Annotated in this window: 17 protein-coding genes; 9 read left to right on the plus strand and 8 right to left on the minus strand. The window is 42.0% G+C overall.

Translation table 11 applies throughout. The annotated features are described in order from the left end of the window. Nucleotide 1: 1 nt before the first annotated feature. The 3 genes from EHR06_RS05980 (at nucleotide 2) to fsa (ending at nucleotide 2,094) form a co-directional block, all read left to right on the plus strand. Nucleotides 2-634, plus strand: coding sequence for a hypothetical protein (locus tag EHR06_RS05980; RefSeq protein ID WP_135756167.1), 633 nt, complete (start codon nucleotides 2-4; stop codon nucleotides 632-634). Nucleotides 635-669: 35 nt separating this feature from the next. Next, the gene (locus EHR06_RS05985; RefSeq protein WP_135756168.1) at nucleotides 670-1,380 is read left to right on the plus strand and encodes a hypothetical protein; all 711 of its coding nucleotides are present in this window, start codon (nucleotides 670-672) and stop codon (nucleotides 1,378-1,380) included. Between the two features lie 69 nt (nucleotides 1,381-1,449). Then, nucleotides 1,450-2,094, plus strand: coding sequence for a fructose-6-phosphate aldolase (gene fsa, locus EHR06_RS05990; RefSeq protein WP_100707267.1), 645 nt, complete (start codon nucleotides 1,450-1,452; stop codon nucleotides 2,092-2,094). Between the two features lie 175 nt (nucleotides 2,095-2,269). Here the strand turns inward: fsa and EHR06_RS05995 are convergent, their stop codons facing one another. The 3 genes from EHR06_RS05995 to EHR06_RS06005 are packed head-to-tail and all read right to left on the minus strand — an operon-like array spanning nucleotide 2,270 to nucleotide 5,474. Next, complete coding sequence (locus EHR06_RS05995) at nucleotides 2,270-3,304, minus strand: DUF1574 domain-containing protein (RefSeq protein WP_135756169.1); 1,035 nt, start codon at nucleotides 3,302-3,304, stop codon at nucleotides 2,270-2,272. 8 nt (nucleotides 3,305-3,312) lie between these two features. Continuing rightward, nucleotides 3,313-4,722 carry an MBOAT family O-acyltransferase gene (locus tag EHR06_RS06000; RefSeq protein ID WP_135756170.1) on the minus strand — a complete coding sequence of 470 codons (1,410 nt, stop codon included), beginning with the start codon at nucleotides 4,720-4,722 and terminating at the stop codon, nucleotides 3,313-3,315. Next, the gene (locus EHR06_RS06005; RefSeq protein ID WP_135756171.1) at nucleotides 4,719-5,474 is read right to left on the minus strand and encodes a pseudouridine synthase; all 756 of its coding nucleotides are present in this window, start codon (nucleotides 5,472-5,474) and stop codon (nucleotides 4,719-4,721) included. Before EHR06_RS06005 ends, EHR06_RS06000 begins: the two co-directional genes overlap by 4 nt. 103 nt (nucleotides 5,475-5,577) lie before the next feature. On the opposite strand from EHR06_RS06005, the gene lipA reads away from it, so the two are divergent. Beyond that, nucleotides 5,578-6,483: a lipoyl synthase gene (lipA, locus tag EHR06_RS06010; RefSeq protein WP_135756172.1), complete on the plus strand. Its 906-nt coding sequence runs from the start codon at nucleotides 5,578-5,580 to the stop codon at nucleotides 6,481-6,483. After that, on the plus strand, nucleotides 6,468-6,803 hold the full coding sequence (locus EHR06_RS06015) for a hypothetical protein (RefSeq protein WP_135756173.1): 336 nt from the start codon (nucleotides 6,468-6,470) through the stop codon (nucleotides 6,801-6,803). Before lipA ends, EHR06_RS06015 begins: the two co-directional genes overlap by 16 nt. A 277-nt stretch (nucleotides 6,804-7,080) precedes the next feature. On the opposite strand, the gene EHR06_RS06020 is transcribed toward EHR06_RS06015, so the two are convergent. Continuing rightward, complete coding sequence (locus tag EHR06_RS06020) at nucleotides 7,081-8,262, minus strand: lipoprotein LipL45 (RefSeq protein ID WP_135756174.1); 1,182 nt, start codon at nucleotides 8,260-8,262, stop codon at nucleotides 7,081-7,083. A gap of 100 nt (nucleotides 8,263-8,362) precedes the next feature. Next, entirely contained in the window at nucleotides 8,363-9,559 is a 1,197-nt protein-coding gene (locus EHR06_RS06025) for a PQQ-dependent sugar dehydrogenase (RefSeq protein ID WP_208757749.1), read from the minus strand. Between the two features lie 98 nt (nucleotides 9,560-9,657). Between EHR06_RS06025 and EHR06_RS06030 the strand changes: the two genes are divergently transcribed. Then, entirely contained in the window at nucleotides 9,658-10,989 is a 1,332-nt protein-coding gene (locus EHR06_RS06030) for a radical SAM protein (protein ID WP_135756176.1), read from the plus strand. On the opposite strand, the gene EHR06_RS06035 is transcribed toward EHR06_RS06030, so the two are convergent. The 3 genes from EHR06_RS06035 to EHR06_RS06045 are packed head-to-tail and all read right to left on the minus strand — an operon-like array spanning nucleotide 10,986 to nucleotide 13,031. Next, nucleotides 10,986-11,672 (minus strand): TIGR00266 family protein, encoded by a 687-nt coding sequence (locus EHR06_RS06035; RefSeq protein WP_135756177.1) that lies wholly within the window; start codon nucleotides 11,670-11,672, stop codon nucleotides 10,986-10,988. The genes EHR06_RS06030 and EHR06_RS06035 overlap by 4 nt on opposite strands. A 3-nt stretch (nucleotides 11,673-11,675) precedes the next feature. Further along, complete coding sequence (locus tag EHR06_RS06040) at nucleotides 11,676-12,347, minus strand: TIGR00266 family protein (RefSeq protein WP_135756178.1); 672 nt, start codon at nucleotides 12,345-12,347, stop codon at nucleotides 11,676-11,678. Nucleotides 12,348-12,365: 18 nt separating this feature from the next. Next, nucleotides 12,366-13,031, minus strand: a complete 666-nt coding sequence (locus EHR06_RS06045) for a TIGR00266 family protein (RefSeq protein ID WP_135756460.1) — start codon at nucleotides 13,029-13,031, stop codon at nucleotides 12,366-12,368. Nucleotides 13,032-13,121: 90 nt separating this feature from the next. Here EHR06_RS06045 and EHR06_RS06050 point away from each other — a divergent pair, with 90 nt between their 5' ends. The 3 genes from EHR06_RS06050 to ptsP all read left to right on the plus strand — a co-directional run bounded on the left by EHR06_RS06050 (nucleotide 13,122) and on the right by ptsP (nucleotide 16,799). Further along, entirely contained in the window at nucleotides 13,122-13,787 is a 666-nt protein-coding gene (locus tag EHR06_RS06050) for an SDR family oxidoreductase (RefSeq protein ID WP_208757759.1), read from the plus strand. A gap of 260 nt (nucleotides 13,788-14,047) precedes the next feature. Next, nucleotides 14,048-14,953, plus strand: coding sequence for a UDP-3-O-acyl-N-acetylglucosamine deacetylase (gene lpxC, locus EHR06_RS06055; RefSeq protein ID WP_135756461.1), 906 nt, complete (start codon nucleotides 14,048-14,050; stop codon nucleotides 14,951-14,953). Between the two features lie 103 nt (nucleotides 14,954-15,056). Further along, nucleotides 15,057-16,799 (plus strand): phosphoenolpyruvate--protein phosphotransferase, encoded by a 1,743-nt coding sequence (ptsP, locus tag EHR06_RS06060; protein WP_135756180.1) that lies wholly within the window; start codon nucleotides 15,057-15,059, stop codon nucleotides 16,797-16,799. The last annotated feature ends 47 nt before the right edge of the window (nucleotides 16,800-16,846 follow it).

The following is a 16,846-nucleotide window of genomic DNA, read 5'->3' on the forward strand; positions in this document are numbered from 1 at the left end:
GATGGAATTCTTTCTCTACCTGATCTATTTAGTTATCACGTTAGTGGTTGTTTCTTTAGGGGACTATTATTTCGGACTTATCTACCTGAGCGGAAAAGATACTTTCGAAAAACAGGAACTGACCGATTGGGCGAGAATTATTCCTTCTAAGATCGTTTCTATTTTTGAATCCGCGGGAAGTCTTCAATACGGACTTCTCGCATTCGGACTCTCCGCATTCTTCGCGTATGTCTGGACTTTGACCGGAGGACTGATCGGTTCTCCTCATTATACTGATTCTTTTGGAAATTATTTCTTTCTATCCTTTTTAATGCCTGTGCTTATGCTCGCATTTTACTCTTTTATCTCTTCCGAAGTTTTAAGAGCAGCCAGGATCTCCCGCAATAGCGGATCCTTTTTAGCAAGACTACTCAACCAAGAGATCCCGTTACTTTCCGGGATATTTATCTCAGTGATCGCCTCCAATCTGGCGGTTTACGGCCTCTACCATGAGATTTCCTTTTTATTCGTTCTGCCGAATGTACTGATCCTAATGGTTCTTCTTATCTTAAGATGGAACGGAAAAGTCAGATTCGGGGGAATTCGTGTGGACAGAGAGGAAGAAGATGTAGAGGATTTGGGGGAAGATCCCTAATTCTTGTTCGGTTTTCTGCCGATAGTTTAAGAAGTATGAAAGGGCAATCCATCTTCCTGTTCTTATTCTCCCTACTCCTCCCTTGGAGTTCCGTATTTTCTCAATTTCCGGGAGATAATTCCAGAAATAACGGATCCAAACCTACCTTAGACGGATTTGCAGAAGTCTCCTGGGAAGCATCTTATGCCCAAGTCAGAGACAAATTTTTATCCTTAGCTTCTAATCCTCAAAGTGATGAAAAAATAGAAGTAGTACATGAAGATAAGGAGAAGTCCCTTCTTGTAAGAAGAAATGGGATCTTCTACCTATACCGTTTTTATTCCACTCCTAAATTGGTTCTGGATTCCCGTCCTAAAGATAAGAACCAACCTCGCCCGGAAAAAGAAACTTCTCCGGAGGAAGACGAACATCTGGAGCCGGGTAAATTATTCTCTGTCGGAGTTTCTTTCCGTTATCTTCCGGGTAAAGAGGTTCAGTCCAAGCTCGAGAATAAATACGGAAAACCTAAAAAAGAGACCCTGGATGATAAGAAGATCGGCGGGGCTGTGATTTGGGAATTGACCGACGAAAGACAGGCGCCTCCAGCAGGTGGATTCATTGTCCAATGGAAGGAAGCTTATAAAAAACAACCTTTTACCAGAAGAGTGGATTATTTCAGCTCCAAGGTAAAGGCCCAGATCGAAAAAGAATACAAAGAGTTCTTCTCTGCGGAAGAAATCAAAACTTTAAGAGATCTGATCCCGTAAGAAATCCTTGACCGAGGGCCCCTAAGGCCGCCACTATCCAGAGAGATTCAAAATCTTTCGGAGCATTACGTGGAATTATATTTAGATACAGCCAATGTGGACGAGATCAAAGAGATCGCGTCCTACGGTCTTTTGGACGGAGTTACTACAAACCCGTCTCTCATCGCAAAGTCGGGTCGCAGCTTTAAAGAAGTGATCAAAGAGATCTGTGCGATCGTACCCGGTCCAGTAAGCGCAGAAGTGCTCGCAACCAAACACGAGGACATGCTAAAGGAAGCCGACGAACTAGTAAAGATCGCTCCGAACGTAGTCATCAAGGTTCCTTTAATTCCGGAAGGATTAAAAACCGTAGTAAAATTGACTGAGAAAGGAATTCCTACAAACGTAACTCTTTGTTTTTCCGCACCTCAGGCGCTTCTTGCAGCAAAAGCGGGAGCTACTTATATTTCTCCATTTATCGGTCGTGTAGATGATACTTCTTGGGACGGAATGGAATTGATCTCCGAGATCAGAGAGATCTATGATAATTACGGTTACGAAACTAAGATCTTAGCCGCTTCTATCAGAGGACCGATCCACTTGAAAGAGTCCGCTCTTAGAGGAGCCGATTGTGCTACTATGCCGATCTCTGCTTACCAGCAGTTATTCAAACACCCACTCACCGATATCGGGTTGGAAAAATTCTTAGAAGACGCTAAGAAGCTTAAATGGTAATTATTTAGCTCATTTTCTCACGCAGAGACGCCAAGGCGCGGAGAGCTTTCATAAGTTTTGCGATGTTGGAATTCCTACATCCGCTTCATTTAATTTAATCCTTTGCGGCTCTGTGACTCTGCGTGAGAATAAACTCTGCGCCTCTTTTCTACTTCGCGTCTCTGCGTGGAAATCCCTAAGGAAGTTTCTTCTTCCCTGTAAAATCATTCATTAGAATTTCAGATTGTTCTGAAATACAAAATACGCTCTGGTGAGAACCGTCGTAATACAGATCACAAGAACTTAGAGTGTTCATATCCGCGGCAGAAGCCCCATATTTGAAAGCAAGTTCTCTGATACGAGGCCACCAGGATTTTTCGAGTCCTAGTTCGTAATAACCTTCTCTATAACCCGGATATACTTTAGGCCAGATCAAATAGGTTTTGATCCCTTCCTTCTCCGCGAGTTTTAAGAATTCTTCCACGATAAAAAACTCAGTCTCACCCAAAGTGAATCCGGAAAGATAAATACTTTTGAGCCGAAGCGCATCCTTTTCTAATTTTTTAGGATTATTACTTACACTTGCGTATGCGAGCTGTTCCCCATTTCCTAGTTCCAAGATCAGATTTTCATGGTTTTGATCCGCTCTATACTGTTTTAGCTTTCCGCCGGTCAGTCTGGACCATAAAAGTTTAAAACCCGGTTTGATCTTTCGGATACTGAAAAACTTTTCTTTCCAGATCTCCAATTTATCGGAGAAGGAAAAGTTTTCCCAATAAGTATTCTTAAATTCTTCGTCGGCGCCTAATCTTAAAAAAGGTTCATAGAATAAACCCTTTGAATCATCAAAACCTTCCGGACTGATCACATAAAAGACCGCCTTGGGCTTAATGCCTGCTTCTATAATTTTTCGGAACCAGTAAAAACCGTAAGCAGGGACCGCTTGAGGGCCGGAAAAATTATACACAGTCCAATCATTCGCAGCGGATTGTGGAAGTGTTTTTATAGAATATGGATAAGCTCTAGAGTCCCCGAATGCCAAAAGTAAATTTTTGTTTTTGAGGGAATCGTCTTTTTTGAGTTTCTCGAATAGATGTTTTCTATGGGTGTAATAGACTGGATTTCCTTCTTGGTAAAAAGAAGTTTGGAAGAAGTCCAAAAGGAAAATTTTATCCGCGATGAACAAAAAGATCAGAAAGAGTAAAGGAAGATAGATATATTTCTTTTTCATTATATTCCTCAGAATTGTCCGTAAAAGAAATCGGCGTTTCCGCTAGGTAGAGCGAGTAAGACCAAGATCCATACGATAGGAAGAAGTGCGGCTTTCCATTGGAATCTGACCTTAAATTTATCAGGCCATTCTTCCGCGGAATGGAATAAGACCGCGACTAAAAATGCGAAAATGCAAGGTTCCATATTCGGAAAGGCAACTCCATTCGACCAAACAAATATTCTTTGTACCGCTGCCAGAGCAGAACCGAAGTCAGGAGTGAAGAATAATATCCAGGAGATACTGTAAATATTCAGAACAAATAAATACATAACGGTTCTTTTTACGTAAGGTATCTCAGGCAGGATCGTAACCTTCCAATCGGTTAATACTCTTTCTATAGAAAGATATAATCCTGTGAGGACTCCCCAAAGAAGATAATTCAAATTAGCTCCATGCCAAAGTCCGCCCAAACCGAATGCCACTAGATAATTAAAACAAGTGCGTATCGTTCCACTTCTAGAACCGCCAAGCGGGATGTATAAATAATCGCGGATCCAAAAAGAGAAGGTCAAATGCCATCTTCTCCAAAAATCACCAAACCCGGTAAAGAAGAACGGCGCCCTGAAGTTTTGAGGAAGAGTAAATCCTAAAAGTTTTCCCATTCCTCTTGCGATATCCGTTAGTCCTGAAAAGTCTAAATATAGATAGATCGCAAAGAAATATACCGTACTTAAAAGTGCCGCTCCGGAAAAAGCGGACGTCTCCGCAAACACCTGGAATATAGAGCCGGACATTAAAACGGAAACTACTGATTTTTTAAAAAGGCCTATGACAACGAGCCATAACCCGTCCACCATATCTTCTTTTTCCATTTTAGGCGAATCGAATTGAGCCGCTACATCGTTAAATCTTAAAATAGGTCCTGCAATCATCACAGGAAAAAGAAAAATATAAGACGCAAGTTTAAGAAATCCGATCTCTTCAGTGATCGTCCCTTTTTTCTTATCCACCAAAAGAGAAATGAATTGGAATGTATAATAGCTGATGGTCAAAGGAAGAACCACTTCGAACCCGGCCCAGTCCAAAGACTTGGAAAGTATTCCGTCCAAGCTGACCTTATTTTGAAAATCAGGAATTCCTAAAAATATTCCGAACAGATCCGCGAAAAAATAGAAATATTTAAAAAAAGCTAAATTAAGAACATTGAATCCGATCGAAACCGGTAAGAACCAATTTCGCGTCAGGAAAAACCGAATGAATGCCCAGTTGACTGCCACCACAAGAATGAGGTGGAATAGGAACTTCCAAGAAGAAAATGCGTAAAATAACGCAGAGCTTAAGATCAGAAAATATCTCTTTAAAGCGTCAGGAAGATTCCAATACACCAGAAATACTAGGCAGAAAAAAAATAAAAATTCTAAACTGGTAAAATTCATGGTCTCCAAACTTTAGGATCCAGTAAGATAAACTTACCTTCTCCGATTTTCAATTTTTCCAAAGAAAGTTTTCCGATACGTATCCTCTGTAGATCGATCACTCTTCCACCGAGTATTGAGAACATTCTACGGATCTGTCTCTTTCTTCCTTGTTTTAAGATCACTCTAAACTTAGAAGACACTTCTCCTTTTACTAAGGATGTAACCTTCTCCGCTTTTAAAAATTCTCCCTCGTCCATAAACCCCCTAGTGAATCTGTCCTTCACTTCTTTTGCATCCAATTCTTCTTCTAAGATTACTTCGTATTCTTTTTCGGAACCTTCGGATGGATGTGTGATCTCTTGGACTAAATTCCCTTGGTCGGATAAAAGAAGAAGTCCCCTGGAATCCAGGTCCAATCTTCCTGCTATAAAAAGTTTTCCGTACTTTTTAGGGAGTAATTCAAAAACCGTATTGGAATGAAAACGATCGCTATGGGAGCAAAGAAAACCCTTAGGTTTGTTTAATGCGAGAAATACAGACTCTGTAGGAGGAACTAATTTTTTATTTCCGACCTGAACTATATCGGAACCGACCCGGATCTTGGTGCTTAAATTCTTTTCGACGACACCGTTAACTTTCACTTTGCCGGAAAGGATCAATTCTTCCACCTTCCTGCGAGAACCTAGGCCGCAGTCTGCCAGGAATCGGTTGATCCGGATCTCTTTGGAGGAATCTTCCCCCGATTTTTCTTTCGCGATTTTTTCGCCCAAACTTGCCCCCGGCCTAAGCCGATCCCTCCAGATTCGGACACCCACCTATTTCCGGCTACCCAAAACACTTGACTCTTTTAGGACTCGGACGGAGGCTTTAAAGGTGAATCCTCTCAAAAAGAAGCCCAGATCCAATGCTTACCAACCCGCTCCCGAAAAACCGGATTGGTTAAAGGTGAGGCTTCCATTTCGCGAAAAGAAAAATCCCGTCGATTTCGTCCGAAGTTCAGTAGAGGGAGGAAAACTAAATACAGTCTGCGAAAGCGCTTCTTGCCCCAACCTGAACCATTGTTGGTCCAGAAAAACCGCAACTTATATGCTTGCAGGTGATATTTGTACAAGACGTTGTTCTTATTGTGATGTCGCCTTTGGAAAACCATTGGCCCTAAACCCGGAAGAACCTTTAAGAGTGGCAGAATCCGCAAAGGCACTCGGACTCAATCATGTAGTGATCACATCAGTCAATAGAGACGATCTATCCGATGGAGGAGCGGCTCATTATAAAAAAACGGTAGAGCTGATCCGAGAAAGATTACCTGAATGCAAAATTGAGATCCTAGTTCCGGATTTCAAAATGAAGGAAGAAAACTTAGAGATCGTATATTCTTCCAAACCGGACATTTTCAATCATAACCTAGAAACCGTGGAAAGATTATTTCCTACAGTAGCTCCCGCCAAAAAATACGAAAGATCTTTGGACGTTCTAGAACATGCATCTAAGAGAGGACTTTTAACCAAAAGTGGATTGATACTCGGCCTAGGTGAAACATTAGAAGAAGTCCACCAAACTCTAAAGGATCTCAGATCCGTTGGAGTGCAGATGATAACTTTAGGACAATATCTACAACCTACTCCAACACATCTTCCCGTGAGCGAGTACATTCGTCCGGAAGTATTTAAGGACCTGAAAGAATTCGGAAAAGCCTTAGGATTCAGAACAGTATTCTCAGGACCTTTGGTCAGAAGTTCTTATCACGCGGACGAGCAAGTGCCGTGGTTCGAAAATTAAAAAGAGCCAAAGATAAATTTCCGGATGTCCCGGATCCTGGAGAGATGAAAAAGATCATCTTTCATTCTATTCTATCTTATCTTTCCAAACAAGACGGTCATGTTTCTAAAATGGAGATCAAAGATCTTCTATTCGATGCGATCGGTTTAATTCCCGGTTTCAGAGTAGAATGGGGAGAGATCCAAAAATTCGGCAGAACTAAACTATTAGTGAATTATAAAGATAAGGTTCTCGTTTTAGATCTAGAAGAAATTTCGAACATGATCCTAAAACTTTGGGATCGCTACATAGATACCCATCCGCATCATAAACCTAGGTAAGGGGACGCGGAGTTGCCCGAGGCGCAGTGATTTATTGGCACGCAGAGACGCCAAGACGCAGAGGTTTTTTAGAACCATTAATTCAAAATATTTCTCTGCGGCTCCGCGTCTCTGCGTGCGAAAACTCTCCGTGCCTCTGTGTGAGAAAAATACTCTGTGAACTCTGTGTGAAAAAACTCCGTGTCTCTCTTCAAACTCTGTGCCTCTAAATAGAAAAACCCGAGCCGCCTTTCGGCTGGCCCGGGATTTTTCCACCTTTAAGCTTGTGGCCTGTGGATTAGTTTTCGGATTTAGTTTGGAAGTCGTAGATAACTTCTTTTACATCATCCTGGTTGATCTTCTTAATACCGTCTTCGGTATGGACGATCATTGTGCTACCTTGCTGGTCTACGATTGCTCCGATGATGGTAGTTTTACCGTCAGCCAATACGATTTTTTCCAGTTTTTCGTAGTAGTTTACAAGATCCTTATTGGTTTTCAGGTTTTTAGGAGCGGAAACAAGAACGTTCTTGAATCTTTTCAGCTCGTCCGCCTGACGCTTAGCTAATTCTTCTTCGATTTTCTTTCTCTCAGCTTCATTAGCAGCGTTTGTAGCTTCGTCTACTTTGCCGGATTTAGGATCTACATTCAGTTTTACTAACTTATCTGCAGTGTCTTTGTCCAGAGTAACGATAGTTCTGATCTCTTCTTCTTCGGTTTTGGAAACTCCAGCGCCACTTAGTTTAGTAACCGCTTTAGGAATGTCTTTCTCCAAACTAGCGTCTAACTTAGTAAGTTCTTTCTCACCGAATTTTTTATCAGGAGCTTTTACTATGGAAGACTCGTCTTTTTCTAAGATAACTTCAGATTTATCCAAAGATTCTTTGATCTTTTGAAGTTCTGCGTTAGCGGAGATCTCTTCAGCAGTTGCACCTTCCAGAGCGCGAACTCTTGGAGATACTGCAACGGATCCTTCTAATACTTTTACGACGGATCTGTCGTTTTTAGTACGATCTACAACGAAAGAAGTTCCTCTAACTCCCGCGATTGCGGTCGGAGTTACTACAGAGAACTGGTCGTCTTTGCTTGCTTTATTTACTTTAGCGAAAACTTTTCCGGAAACTAAGGACAATCTAGTGTCAGTATTTCCTTGGGTATTCAAAGCGAGAGCGGAGAATTCCAAGCTGGACTTTTCAGCTAAACGAACAGCTGATCCGTCTGAGAATTGGATATCGACTTTCGCTTTCGCCTTGGTTTCGATCTTGTCCCCTTCTTTCAGGACAGTTCCAAGACTAGCTTTGTCTTCAGTTAAATCAGCGTGTTGGATTTTTGCTTCTCCTACGCTAAATACTACGATTGCCGATGGTTGGCTCTGTTTTGCGTTCGCGGAATCCGCGTTCTCCGCAGGCTTTTTACAAGCTCCGGATGTCAACAGACCGACCATTAGGACGGCTGATGCAACGGAAATGATCTTATTCATACCCCTATCCTTCTTTGATCGAGATTAATCAGAAACCGCGGTGGAGGCAGTCCGATCTATATTGGGTTAACACCTATGGATTTGGGATTTTCAATTTATTTCAATTTTTTTTTCCAATTTGGAAGATATTTCCTGAACTAAAATCGCCAAAATACAGCTCACCTGTGGAATCTTGGCCAAATGTGCTGATTAGGAAGTGAGTATCCCCTAATACAGTTAGTTTCCTTTTACCCTGAGTTTCGGTGGAGAAGCCCAGGATCTTTCCGGAAACAAAGTCAGCAAAAATGTACCATCCATAGTATTTGGAAAGATTTTTCCCTCTGTATACGTACCCGCCTGTAATAGAACGGCCCAAATCATGATCATATTCCAGGATTGGATCGGTTAACCCGGGTTTTTCGCAGTCTGTCTTGGGTAAAAAGCAGTGAAACCCTTCTTTGATATTCCAGCCGTAGTTTTTGCCTTTTAGAACCAGATCTACTTCTTCCCAATCGTCCTGTCCTACATCTGCCAGATAGAGATCTCCCGTTTTGGTATCGAAGGAAAACTTCCAGGGATTTCTAAGCCCATAGGCCCAGATCTCAGGCAAAAACCCAGGAGTATTTTTAAAAGGATTATCCTCCGGGATCTTATAAGGAGGAGCATTGGAATCCAGGTTAGGCGTTATACGAATGAGAGTCCCTAGATACGTAGAAGTATTTTGTCCATGTTTGTATGGATCTCCTCCCGCGCCCCCATCTCCGAAACCGATATATAATTTTCCATCAGGGCCAAAACTTAACTGACCCGCATTATGATTGGAATAAGGTTGATCCACTCTGAGTAAGATCCTTTTACGATCCTGCCAGCGGACCACCTTAGAATCATCCCATCTAAATTCTAAAATGAATGTTTGGTCTTTGCCTGCTTCTTTAGAAACTGCATTGATATAAAAGAGTTTATTTTCGGAAAACTTAGGGTGAAATGCCAGGCCCAGTAAACCTTCTTCCGATCTGGTCTCTACACTCCCGGTAAAATCAGCGATAAGTTTGGATTCTTTCTTTGTAAAATTCCAGAGAAGGATTTTTCCCTTCTTCTCTAGTACGACCATTTCATCCGGTAAACTGGGATGAAATTGTATATCTGTGATTTCTTTGAATCCGGAAGCGACTTGGGTCCAGCCAAATACGTATTCGGAGCCGATCTCTTTTTTAGGTTTTTGTTTTTTGGTTTTGGCAAGTAGAAGGTTATCTCTTGTAAAAAGTAAGAGTCCCAGGAATAGCGAGAATACTAAGATCTTATTGCAAAATCGTCTCATTCTGGCAGAAAAAAATACAGTTTGAAATCTCTCAGTCAAGGATGAAAAAGCCAAAAACTAGATGCCAAAACTCCCATGTAAACCAGTCTGGAGTTAAGATGAGCACGAGCACCCTTCGCCCCGAATCTTCCATTGCCTTATTGGAGGAAATGGAAAAAAAATATAAACAGATCCCATTCGAAGCAATTCTGAAGCAGGATATTCTGAGGCAAGGGATCCATTTTCTTCCTGAATCTTTTCAGATAGAGGGAGATTATAAGACCAAGGATTATTTCATCTTCTCCTTCGACCATATTCCACTTGCGGATATGAAAGAAGGCACCGACTCCAAGGCACCGGAAGAGATCAAGATCACAGGTGGTCATTTCAATTTATTACCTACTGTAGTTTCTACTCGTAATAATCCGGACTCGCCTTATAAAGTGAAACGTATCCCTGCCGGAGAAAAAGACGAAGGCAGACCCGGTCTTTATTTAAACGAAACATTTTTAGGAAAGCTGGAATACCCGCCTAAGCCTGCTTGGTACAGACACAAAACAAAGTCCGGAAAAATTCCTGGAGAGATCGCACCCGTGATTGAATGGGGGTATCTCATCTATCTAACCGTATTCCGTAACTGCCAATACTTCGGTAAAGACGAAGAATGTGCCTACTGCGATATCAATCATAACTATAGACAACAGAAGAATGCAGGCAGACCTTATACTGGTGTTAAAGATATAGAAGATATTTTAGAAGTTCTGTCTTGGATAGATGCAGAAGACGATATCGCAAAAGTATATACCATCACCGGCGGTTCCGTAATCACTTCTCTCAAAAAGAAAAATGAAATAGATTTTTATCTAGAATACGCGCAAGCGATCGAGCAAAAATTCCCAGGAAGATGGATGGGTAAGATCGTTTCCCAAGCCTGGGAGAATGAGGACTGCAAAAAATTCAAGGACGCAGGGATCCAAGTCTATCATCCAAACTACGAAGTATGGGAACCGGAACTATTCAGAAAAATCTGTCCGGGAAAAGAAGCATATATCGGTAGAGATACTTGGATCAGAAGGATCGTTGATTCGGCCGAAATTTTCGGGCCTTCTTATGTGATCCCGAACTTTGTAGGGGGAGTAGAACTTTCCCAACCTTGGGGATTTGCAACAGTCGCAGAAGCGATCAAATCCACCGGAGAAGGTTTGGACTTCTTCATGTCCAAAGGGATCATGCCTAGGTTCACTGCTTGGTGTCCCGAACCTTACACAACTTTAGGAACACAGGCCGGTCCTCCTCTGGAATATTTCTGCGAATTACTCACAGTATGGAAGTCTACATTCGAAAAATATAATCTTCCAGTGCCTCCGGGTTATGGAGAACCGGGACCAGGAAAGGCGGTATTCTCTGTTTCCGCCTTTATGGATGTGATCGGGTACCCTGGAAGGGCTTAGTCCCCTCCACTTGTAGAACGCTGCACTCTTCTCCAGGTATTTGCCCAAGAAGCAAATGAGTTTTGGTTTCTAGTTTGTAGGTACAGTTTACCTTTACCGGAAAACTTAGCTACCAGTCCTTCACCTGATAAGAATAGAGATTTTAATCCTCCTACCTTATCTATATGATAATCTAAGCTAGGTTCAAAACCTACAATATGACCTGTGTCCACGATGTACATTCCGTCCACATCTACTGTGTGAATGGCCCCAAAACTAGAAAAGAAAAGGTCCCCTGTTCCGGAAACTTTCAGGAAGAATAGACCTTCTCCCGCAAAAAATCCTTTGAAACCTCCCCATTTGCTGTCTATTACAAGTTCTGTTCCACCTGCAACATAGGCTCCTCTGCTTAAGATCAATTCTTCATTTTTGAGAGATCTATGTTCCAGGTCTCCTAGGGTAGAAGAGGTCAAAAATAGCTCACCATTCCCGCCTTCTGCAGTAAATGTGTTTTGGAAGAATGACTCACCGCTGAACAAAGCTCTTTTCGCGGATGCAAAGATTCCACCTTGTGCCTTGGTTTCCATTTTGACCTGCGGGGACATGGCAACCATTGCCCCGGATTCAGCACGAATGGATTCTCCGGAATTCATATTCAATTTTAAGATGGGAAAATCAGGTTTTGCTAATATTTCAAATTTCATATACTATTCCTTTCTAGGCGGTAATTCGGATCTGAACCAAGCGCCGAGTGTAGGCACATTTCTGGATTGGAGCCAAAGTCTTCCTCTTCCTTTGAATCTCGCGACTAAACCTTCTCCGCCTAAAAAGAAGGATTTCCAACCTCCGAACTTAGTGATCTCGTATTGTAGGCCTTCTTCAAATGCAACTATATGGCCCGTATCTACTATAAATTCACCTTCTACATCCAGGACTTCTATCCCACCATAACTGGAGATCAAAACTGGACCATTACCTGAAAGTTTTAAGAAGAATAAGGACTCTCCGCTGAAAAAACCTTTCAGTCCTTGGAACTTTGTATCTATATCTATCTCGGGTTTTGAAGCCAAGAAGGAACTGGATTGGATGAAGATAGTTCCGTTTAATTCTAATTTTTCTATATCACCGGGAAGTGTGGGAGCAAGTAAAACTTCTCCTGGTTGTGATGCGGAGAAGGTGTTCATCCAGAAAGATTCTCCTCCTAAAAAAGCAGCCTTCAAGGATTTGAATAATCCTCCTTGTTGTGCCTTACTTGTTTGCATCTGGATATGAGAACTCATACTCATGAGCGCTCCCGCTTCCGCCTTGATAGATTCTCCGGAACTTAGATTAACCTTCGCTACGGAATAAGATGGTTTGTATAAAACTTGGATATTCATTTTGATTCCTGATATTTATTACACTGGAAGAAGTTTGGTAAGCCAGCTGATAAAACCGGAAGGCACTCTGGACTGTATCCAAAGAGTTCCGTTACCCGAAAAGTTTGCGACCAGACCTTCTCCGCCAAGTAAAGTGGATTTCCAATTTCCTCCTGCCTTTCCTACTTTGAATTGTAGAGAATTTTCGAAGGCGACTATATGACCTGTGTCCACAGTATAATTTCCCTGCACCTGGATTGGAACGATAGCTCCATAAGAACTTAAGAATACTTTTCCTGTACCTGAAACTTCTAACAAGAAGAGCCCCTCTCCTCCGAAAAAAGTACGAAAACCTCCAAATTTAGAAACTACTTGGATGCCAGGATCAGAAGCAAGATAAGATCCTGATTGTACAAAAATACTTTTTCCATTCAGATCCAAATCTATAATATCTCCGGGAAGATCGGGAGCGAGTCCGATCTCTCCCCCTGAATCAGGAGCAGTGTAAGTATTGAAGAAGAATGATTCTCCCCCGAAAATTTTTCTGGAAAGTGCGGAAAGAAAGCCGCTTCCCATTTTGGTTTCCACGCCCATTCGGGAACTCATGTACACCATGGCTCCGGCTTCCGATTTAATCGATTGACCAGGGTCCAATCTAAGTTTCAATAAGGAGAAGGAAGGTTTATGAGAGATCTGGAATTGCATACGCGGGAAAGTTTGGAAAGTATTTTCCAAGGCGTCAATCGATTCCCTGCTTTCCGTATTTCTTTCTAGACTTCTTCTTTTTAAAATTTAATCCGAATGAAACAAGTTTTAATCACAGGAGCCAATCGGGGAATCGGTTTAGAGCTCGCAAATTTATATTCCGAAAAAGGGTACACTGTTTACGCTGCTTGTAGAAAAAGTTCAGAACCTCTACGCAGGCTAAATGTAAAAATTTTTGAAGGTCTGGATCTGACCCAAAGCCAGAGTTTCGAAACTCTTTCCAACTTTTTGACAGGAGTCAAGCTGGACATACTCATCAATAACGCAGGTATTTTGATCCCTGATAATTTGGAAAGTGTGGACTTTACGGAACTAGAAACACAGATCCTAGTCAATGCAATCGGGCCTATACGACTCAGTCGTCTTCTTCTTTCGAAACTCGGCCCTCATTCCAAACTGATATTTATCACTAGCAGAATGGGATCCATCGCGGACAATACATCCGGAGCCTATTACGGATATAGAATGTCCAAAGCAGCATTAAATGCGGGTGCAGTTAGTCTTGCTCGTGACCTTGCACCTAAAAAGATCTCTGTAGGAATATTCCACCCTGGAATGGTAGCTACCGAAATGACAGGCAGACAAGGAATTCCACCTAGAGAAGCCGCCGAGGGACTCGCCCATTTAGTGGAAAAACTGAGCCCGGAAAGGTCCGGAAGATTCTTTCATCAAAACGGGGAAGAGTTACCATGGTAAATGGATTCTGTCTCCCTAAAACAACACTGTTGTAAAAAAGAGACAGAAGTACAGAAATTTCTTTCAAATTATGTCTAGTTATCTCTGTACCGGGCTATACTACCCGTCTAAAATCATCTTTTTGCGCTGCACCTGGCATGGATATTGCTGATATAGTCCTAAAGGGTTAATTTGTATTGGATTTTACAAACGTCCAATGTTAAAGAGCCCGGTGCAAAGCGAATGGATTCCGGAACCGAAAGTTTCCGGGGTAGGAAATGATGAATTTCACAGAACATAGAAAAACTCTTAAAGAAACAGTTAGAATTAAGGGGATCGGATTACATTCCGGTAAGGAAGTAAATCTGATCGGGCACCCTGCTCCTGCGGGAACAGGCGTAGTCTTTGAATACAGAAAGGGAGAAGATAAGGCATCCATCCCTGTAGAACTAAGTAACGTGGTAGATACGAGTAATGCTACCACCCTGGGAGACGGACTCCACAGAGTCCAGACCGTTGAGCACCTTATGGCGGCGGTATTCTCCGTAGGAATTACGGACATGATCTTGGAAATCGACTCTGTCGAAGTTCCTATTATGGACGGATCTTCCCTTCCTTTCCTAGAAGCATTCGAAAGTACGGGTTATACCGAATTCGAAGAAAGAATAGAACCCATTTATGTAAAAAATCCAATGTGGGTAGTTGATGGGGACAAATACCTTGTGATCCTTCCAAGCGAAACCTGGAAAGTGACCTACACAATCGACTTCCCTCATCCCCTCCTAAAAGGCCAGAATATCACAATCGATCTGGACCGCGACATCCTCAAAAACGAGATCTTACCAGCCAGAACCTTCGGATTCCTAAAAGATGTAGAAGCACTCCAAGCAAGAGGACTTGCTATGGGTGGTTCCTTGGACAATGCAATCGTTCTGACCCAGGACGGATACCTAAACGAGTCCCTCCGATACGAAAACGAATGTGTCCGACATAAAATTTTGGACCTGGTGGGCGATCTTTCCATCGCGGGAAGACCGATCATCGGACATTATTTGGCTTCTAAGGCGGGACATGCTCTGGATGTTTCTATGGCAAAGTTAGTCATGAGTTCCGTAACAGGAAACGAACTGGGCAAATACAAAAGCCGTCGTATCCCACTTTTCAACAGAAAAGCGGCGATGGTCTAATTTGTTCGATTTTCCCGCCTCGACTGGGGCGGGAGTCCCAGAGTTTATAAAAGACTTGTCGATTCACTAAACTACTGTATTTCTACCAGCGGATATTCATTCTATGAATGGCGGCGGGAAAAGAAGTACATATATGGGGATAGTCGCTTTTCCCGGCAGATTTTACGGTCGTTGCGTAAAAGTCGGGACAAAAAGAAGGCATCTCGCTCACGGCGCTTATATCCACGAAAGCCAAAAATCGGAAGAGCTTAAAAAACTAGTCAATGCTCTCGAGTCTTCCAAAATAGAATTAAAATCGATCATCTCCAGTCTCAAAACAAGAGAACAAGACAGAGAGCTAAAAGAAATTTTAGAGACCCAGGTCACAATCACAGAAGACCCAGGACTGCAAGATTCATTCAGGAATCGGATCAAAGAATATAACGAAAACGCATTTTTAGCCGTCCAGAACACGATCAATGAACTCACTGACAAGTTCACTCGTATGGACAATCCATTCTTCCGAGAAAGATCGGACCATTTCCAAGACATCTCCAATCGTATCCTAGAAAACCTATTGGATAAAAAGGAAGAAGTCTCCTTTTTAGCGGATCAATCCGAGGACGTGATCCTAGTCGCAAGGCAATTGACTCCTTCTCAGATGATACTCATGGACAAGAGTAGAATTCGAGGGATCGCAACAGACCTGGGGGGAAAAACGGGCCATATGGCAATCCTTGCCAGGAATTATGGGATCCCCACTATAGTAGGTCTAAAAGAATTTTATAGAAATATTAACGATTTTGAATATGTTTTCTTGGATGCGGACACAGGCCAGATCGTAAGGAACCCGACGATAGAAGAAGTGAAATATTACGGTGCTTCTTCTCCATTAAGTTTTGAGACCAAGGTAATAAAACCCAAGAAGGCAGTCACAAAAGACGGAGTTAAGATCAGGTTAAAATGTAATTTGGAATCCGATACTGACTGCGATCTTGCTAAAAAAGCGGATGTGGACGGAGTCGGTCTTTTTAGATCTGAGTCATTATTCTTAAAATACCAGGACAAAAACGTTTCCGGAGAAGAACAATTTTTAGCCTATAAAAGGATCGCTGAAGGAATGGATCCGAATCCTGTATATATACGCACCTTTGATATAGGTGCCGATAAATTTTCCACCGGAGAATTTGAGGAGAATCCATTCTTAGGAAATCGAGGAATTAGATACAGCCTCCAGAACCCGGAATGGTTCAAGGAACAATTGATCGCAATCCTGAGAGCTTCCGCCTACGGAAATTTAAGCATTCTACTCCCGATGGTTACAAACCTAGGAGAGATCAAAAAAACGAAAGTAATATTAGAAGAATGTAAAAGAGAACTTACTGCCCAAAAGGAAAAGTTCAATAAAAAGATCAAACTAGGAGTGATGGTAGAAACTCCTTCCGCTGTATCCTCTATGGATGTTCTCGCAAGAGAAGTGGATTTTTTCTCAGTAGGAACAAATGATCTATTACAATATCTAATGGCAGTGGATCGGAATAATGTGAATGTTTCCTCCTTATACAATCCATTCCATATCTCTTTTTTAAGAGCTTTGGTCCAAATAGTAGAAACGGCTTGGAAATACGAAAGGCCATTAAGTATCTGCGGCGAACTTGCTTCCGATACGAATTTTACGATCCTACTCTTGGGGATAGGATTCAGAGAACTTTCTATTTCCATTCCGTTCGTAGGACCGATCCGTAAAATTTTAGGATCAGTCAGTTTGAAACAAGCGAACTTTCTTTTGAAAAAGATCTTAGAACTTTCCGAAAATGAGGATTACGAAGCGATCGAGGCTTTCTTATTCAGCAAACACTTGGAGTAAGAAATTGGAATCGCCTGTTGGAGTTCCTACACAGCTGGGATTTTATT

This window comes from Leptospira dzoumogneensis (assembly GCF_004770895.1).
GTDB classification, from domain to species: Bacteria; Spirochaetota; Leptospiria; order Leptospirales; family Leptospiraceae; genus Leptospira_B; species Leptospira_B dzoumogneensis.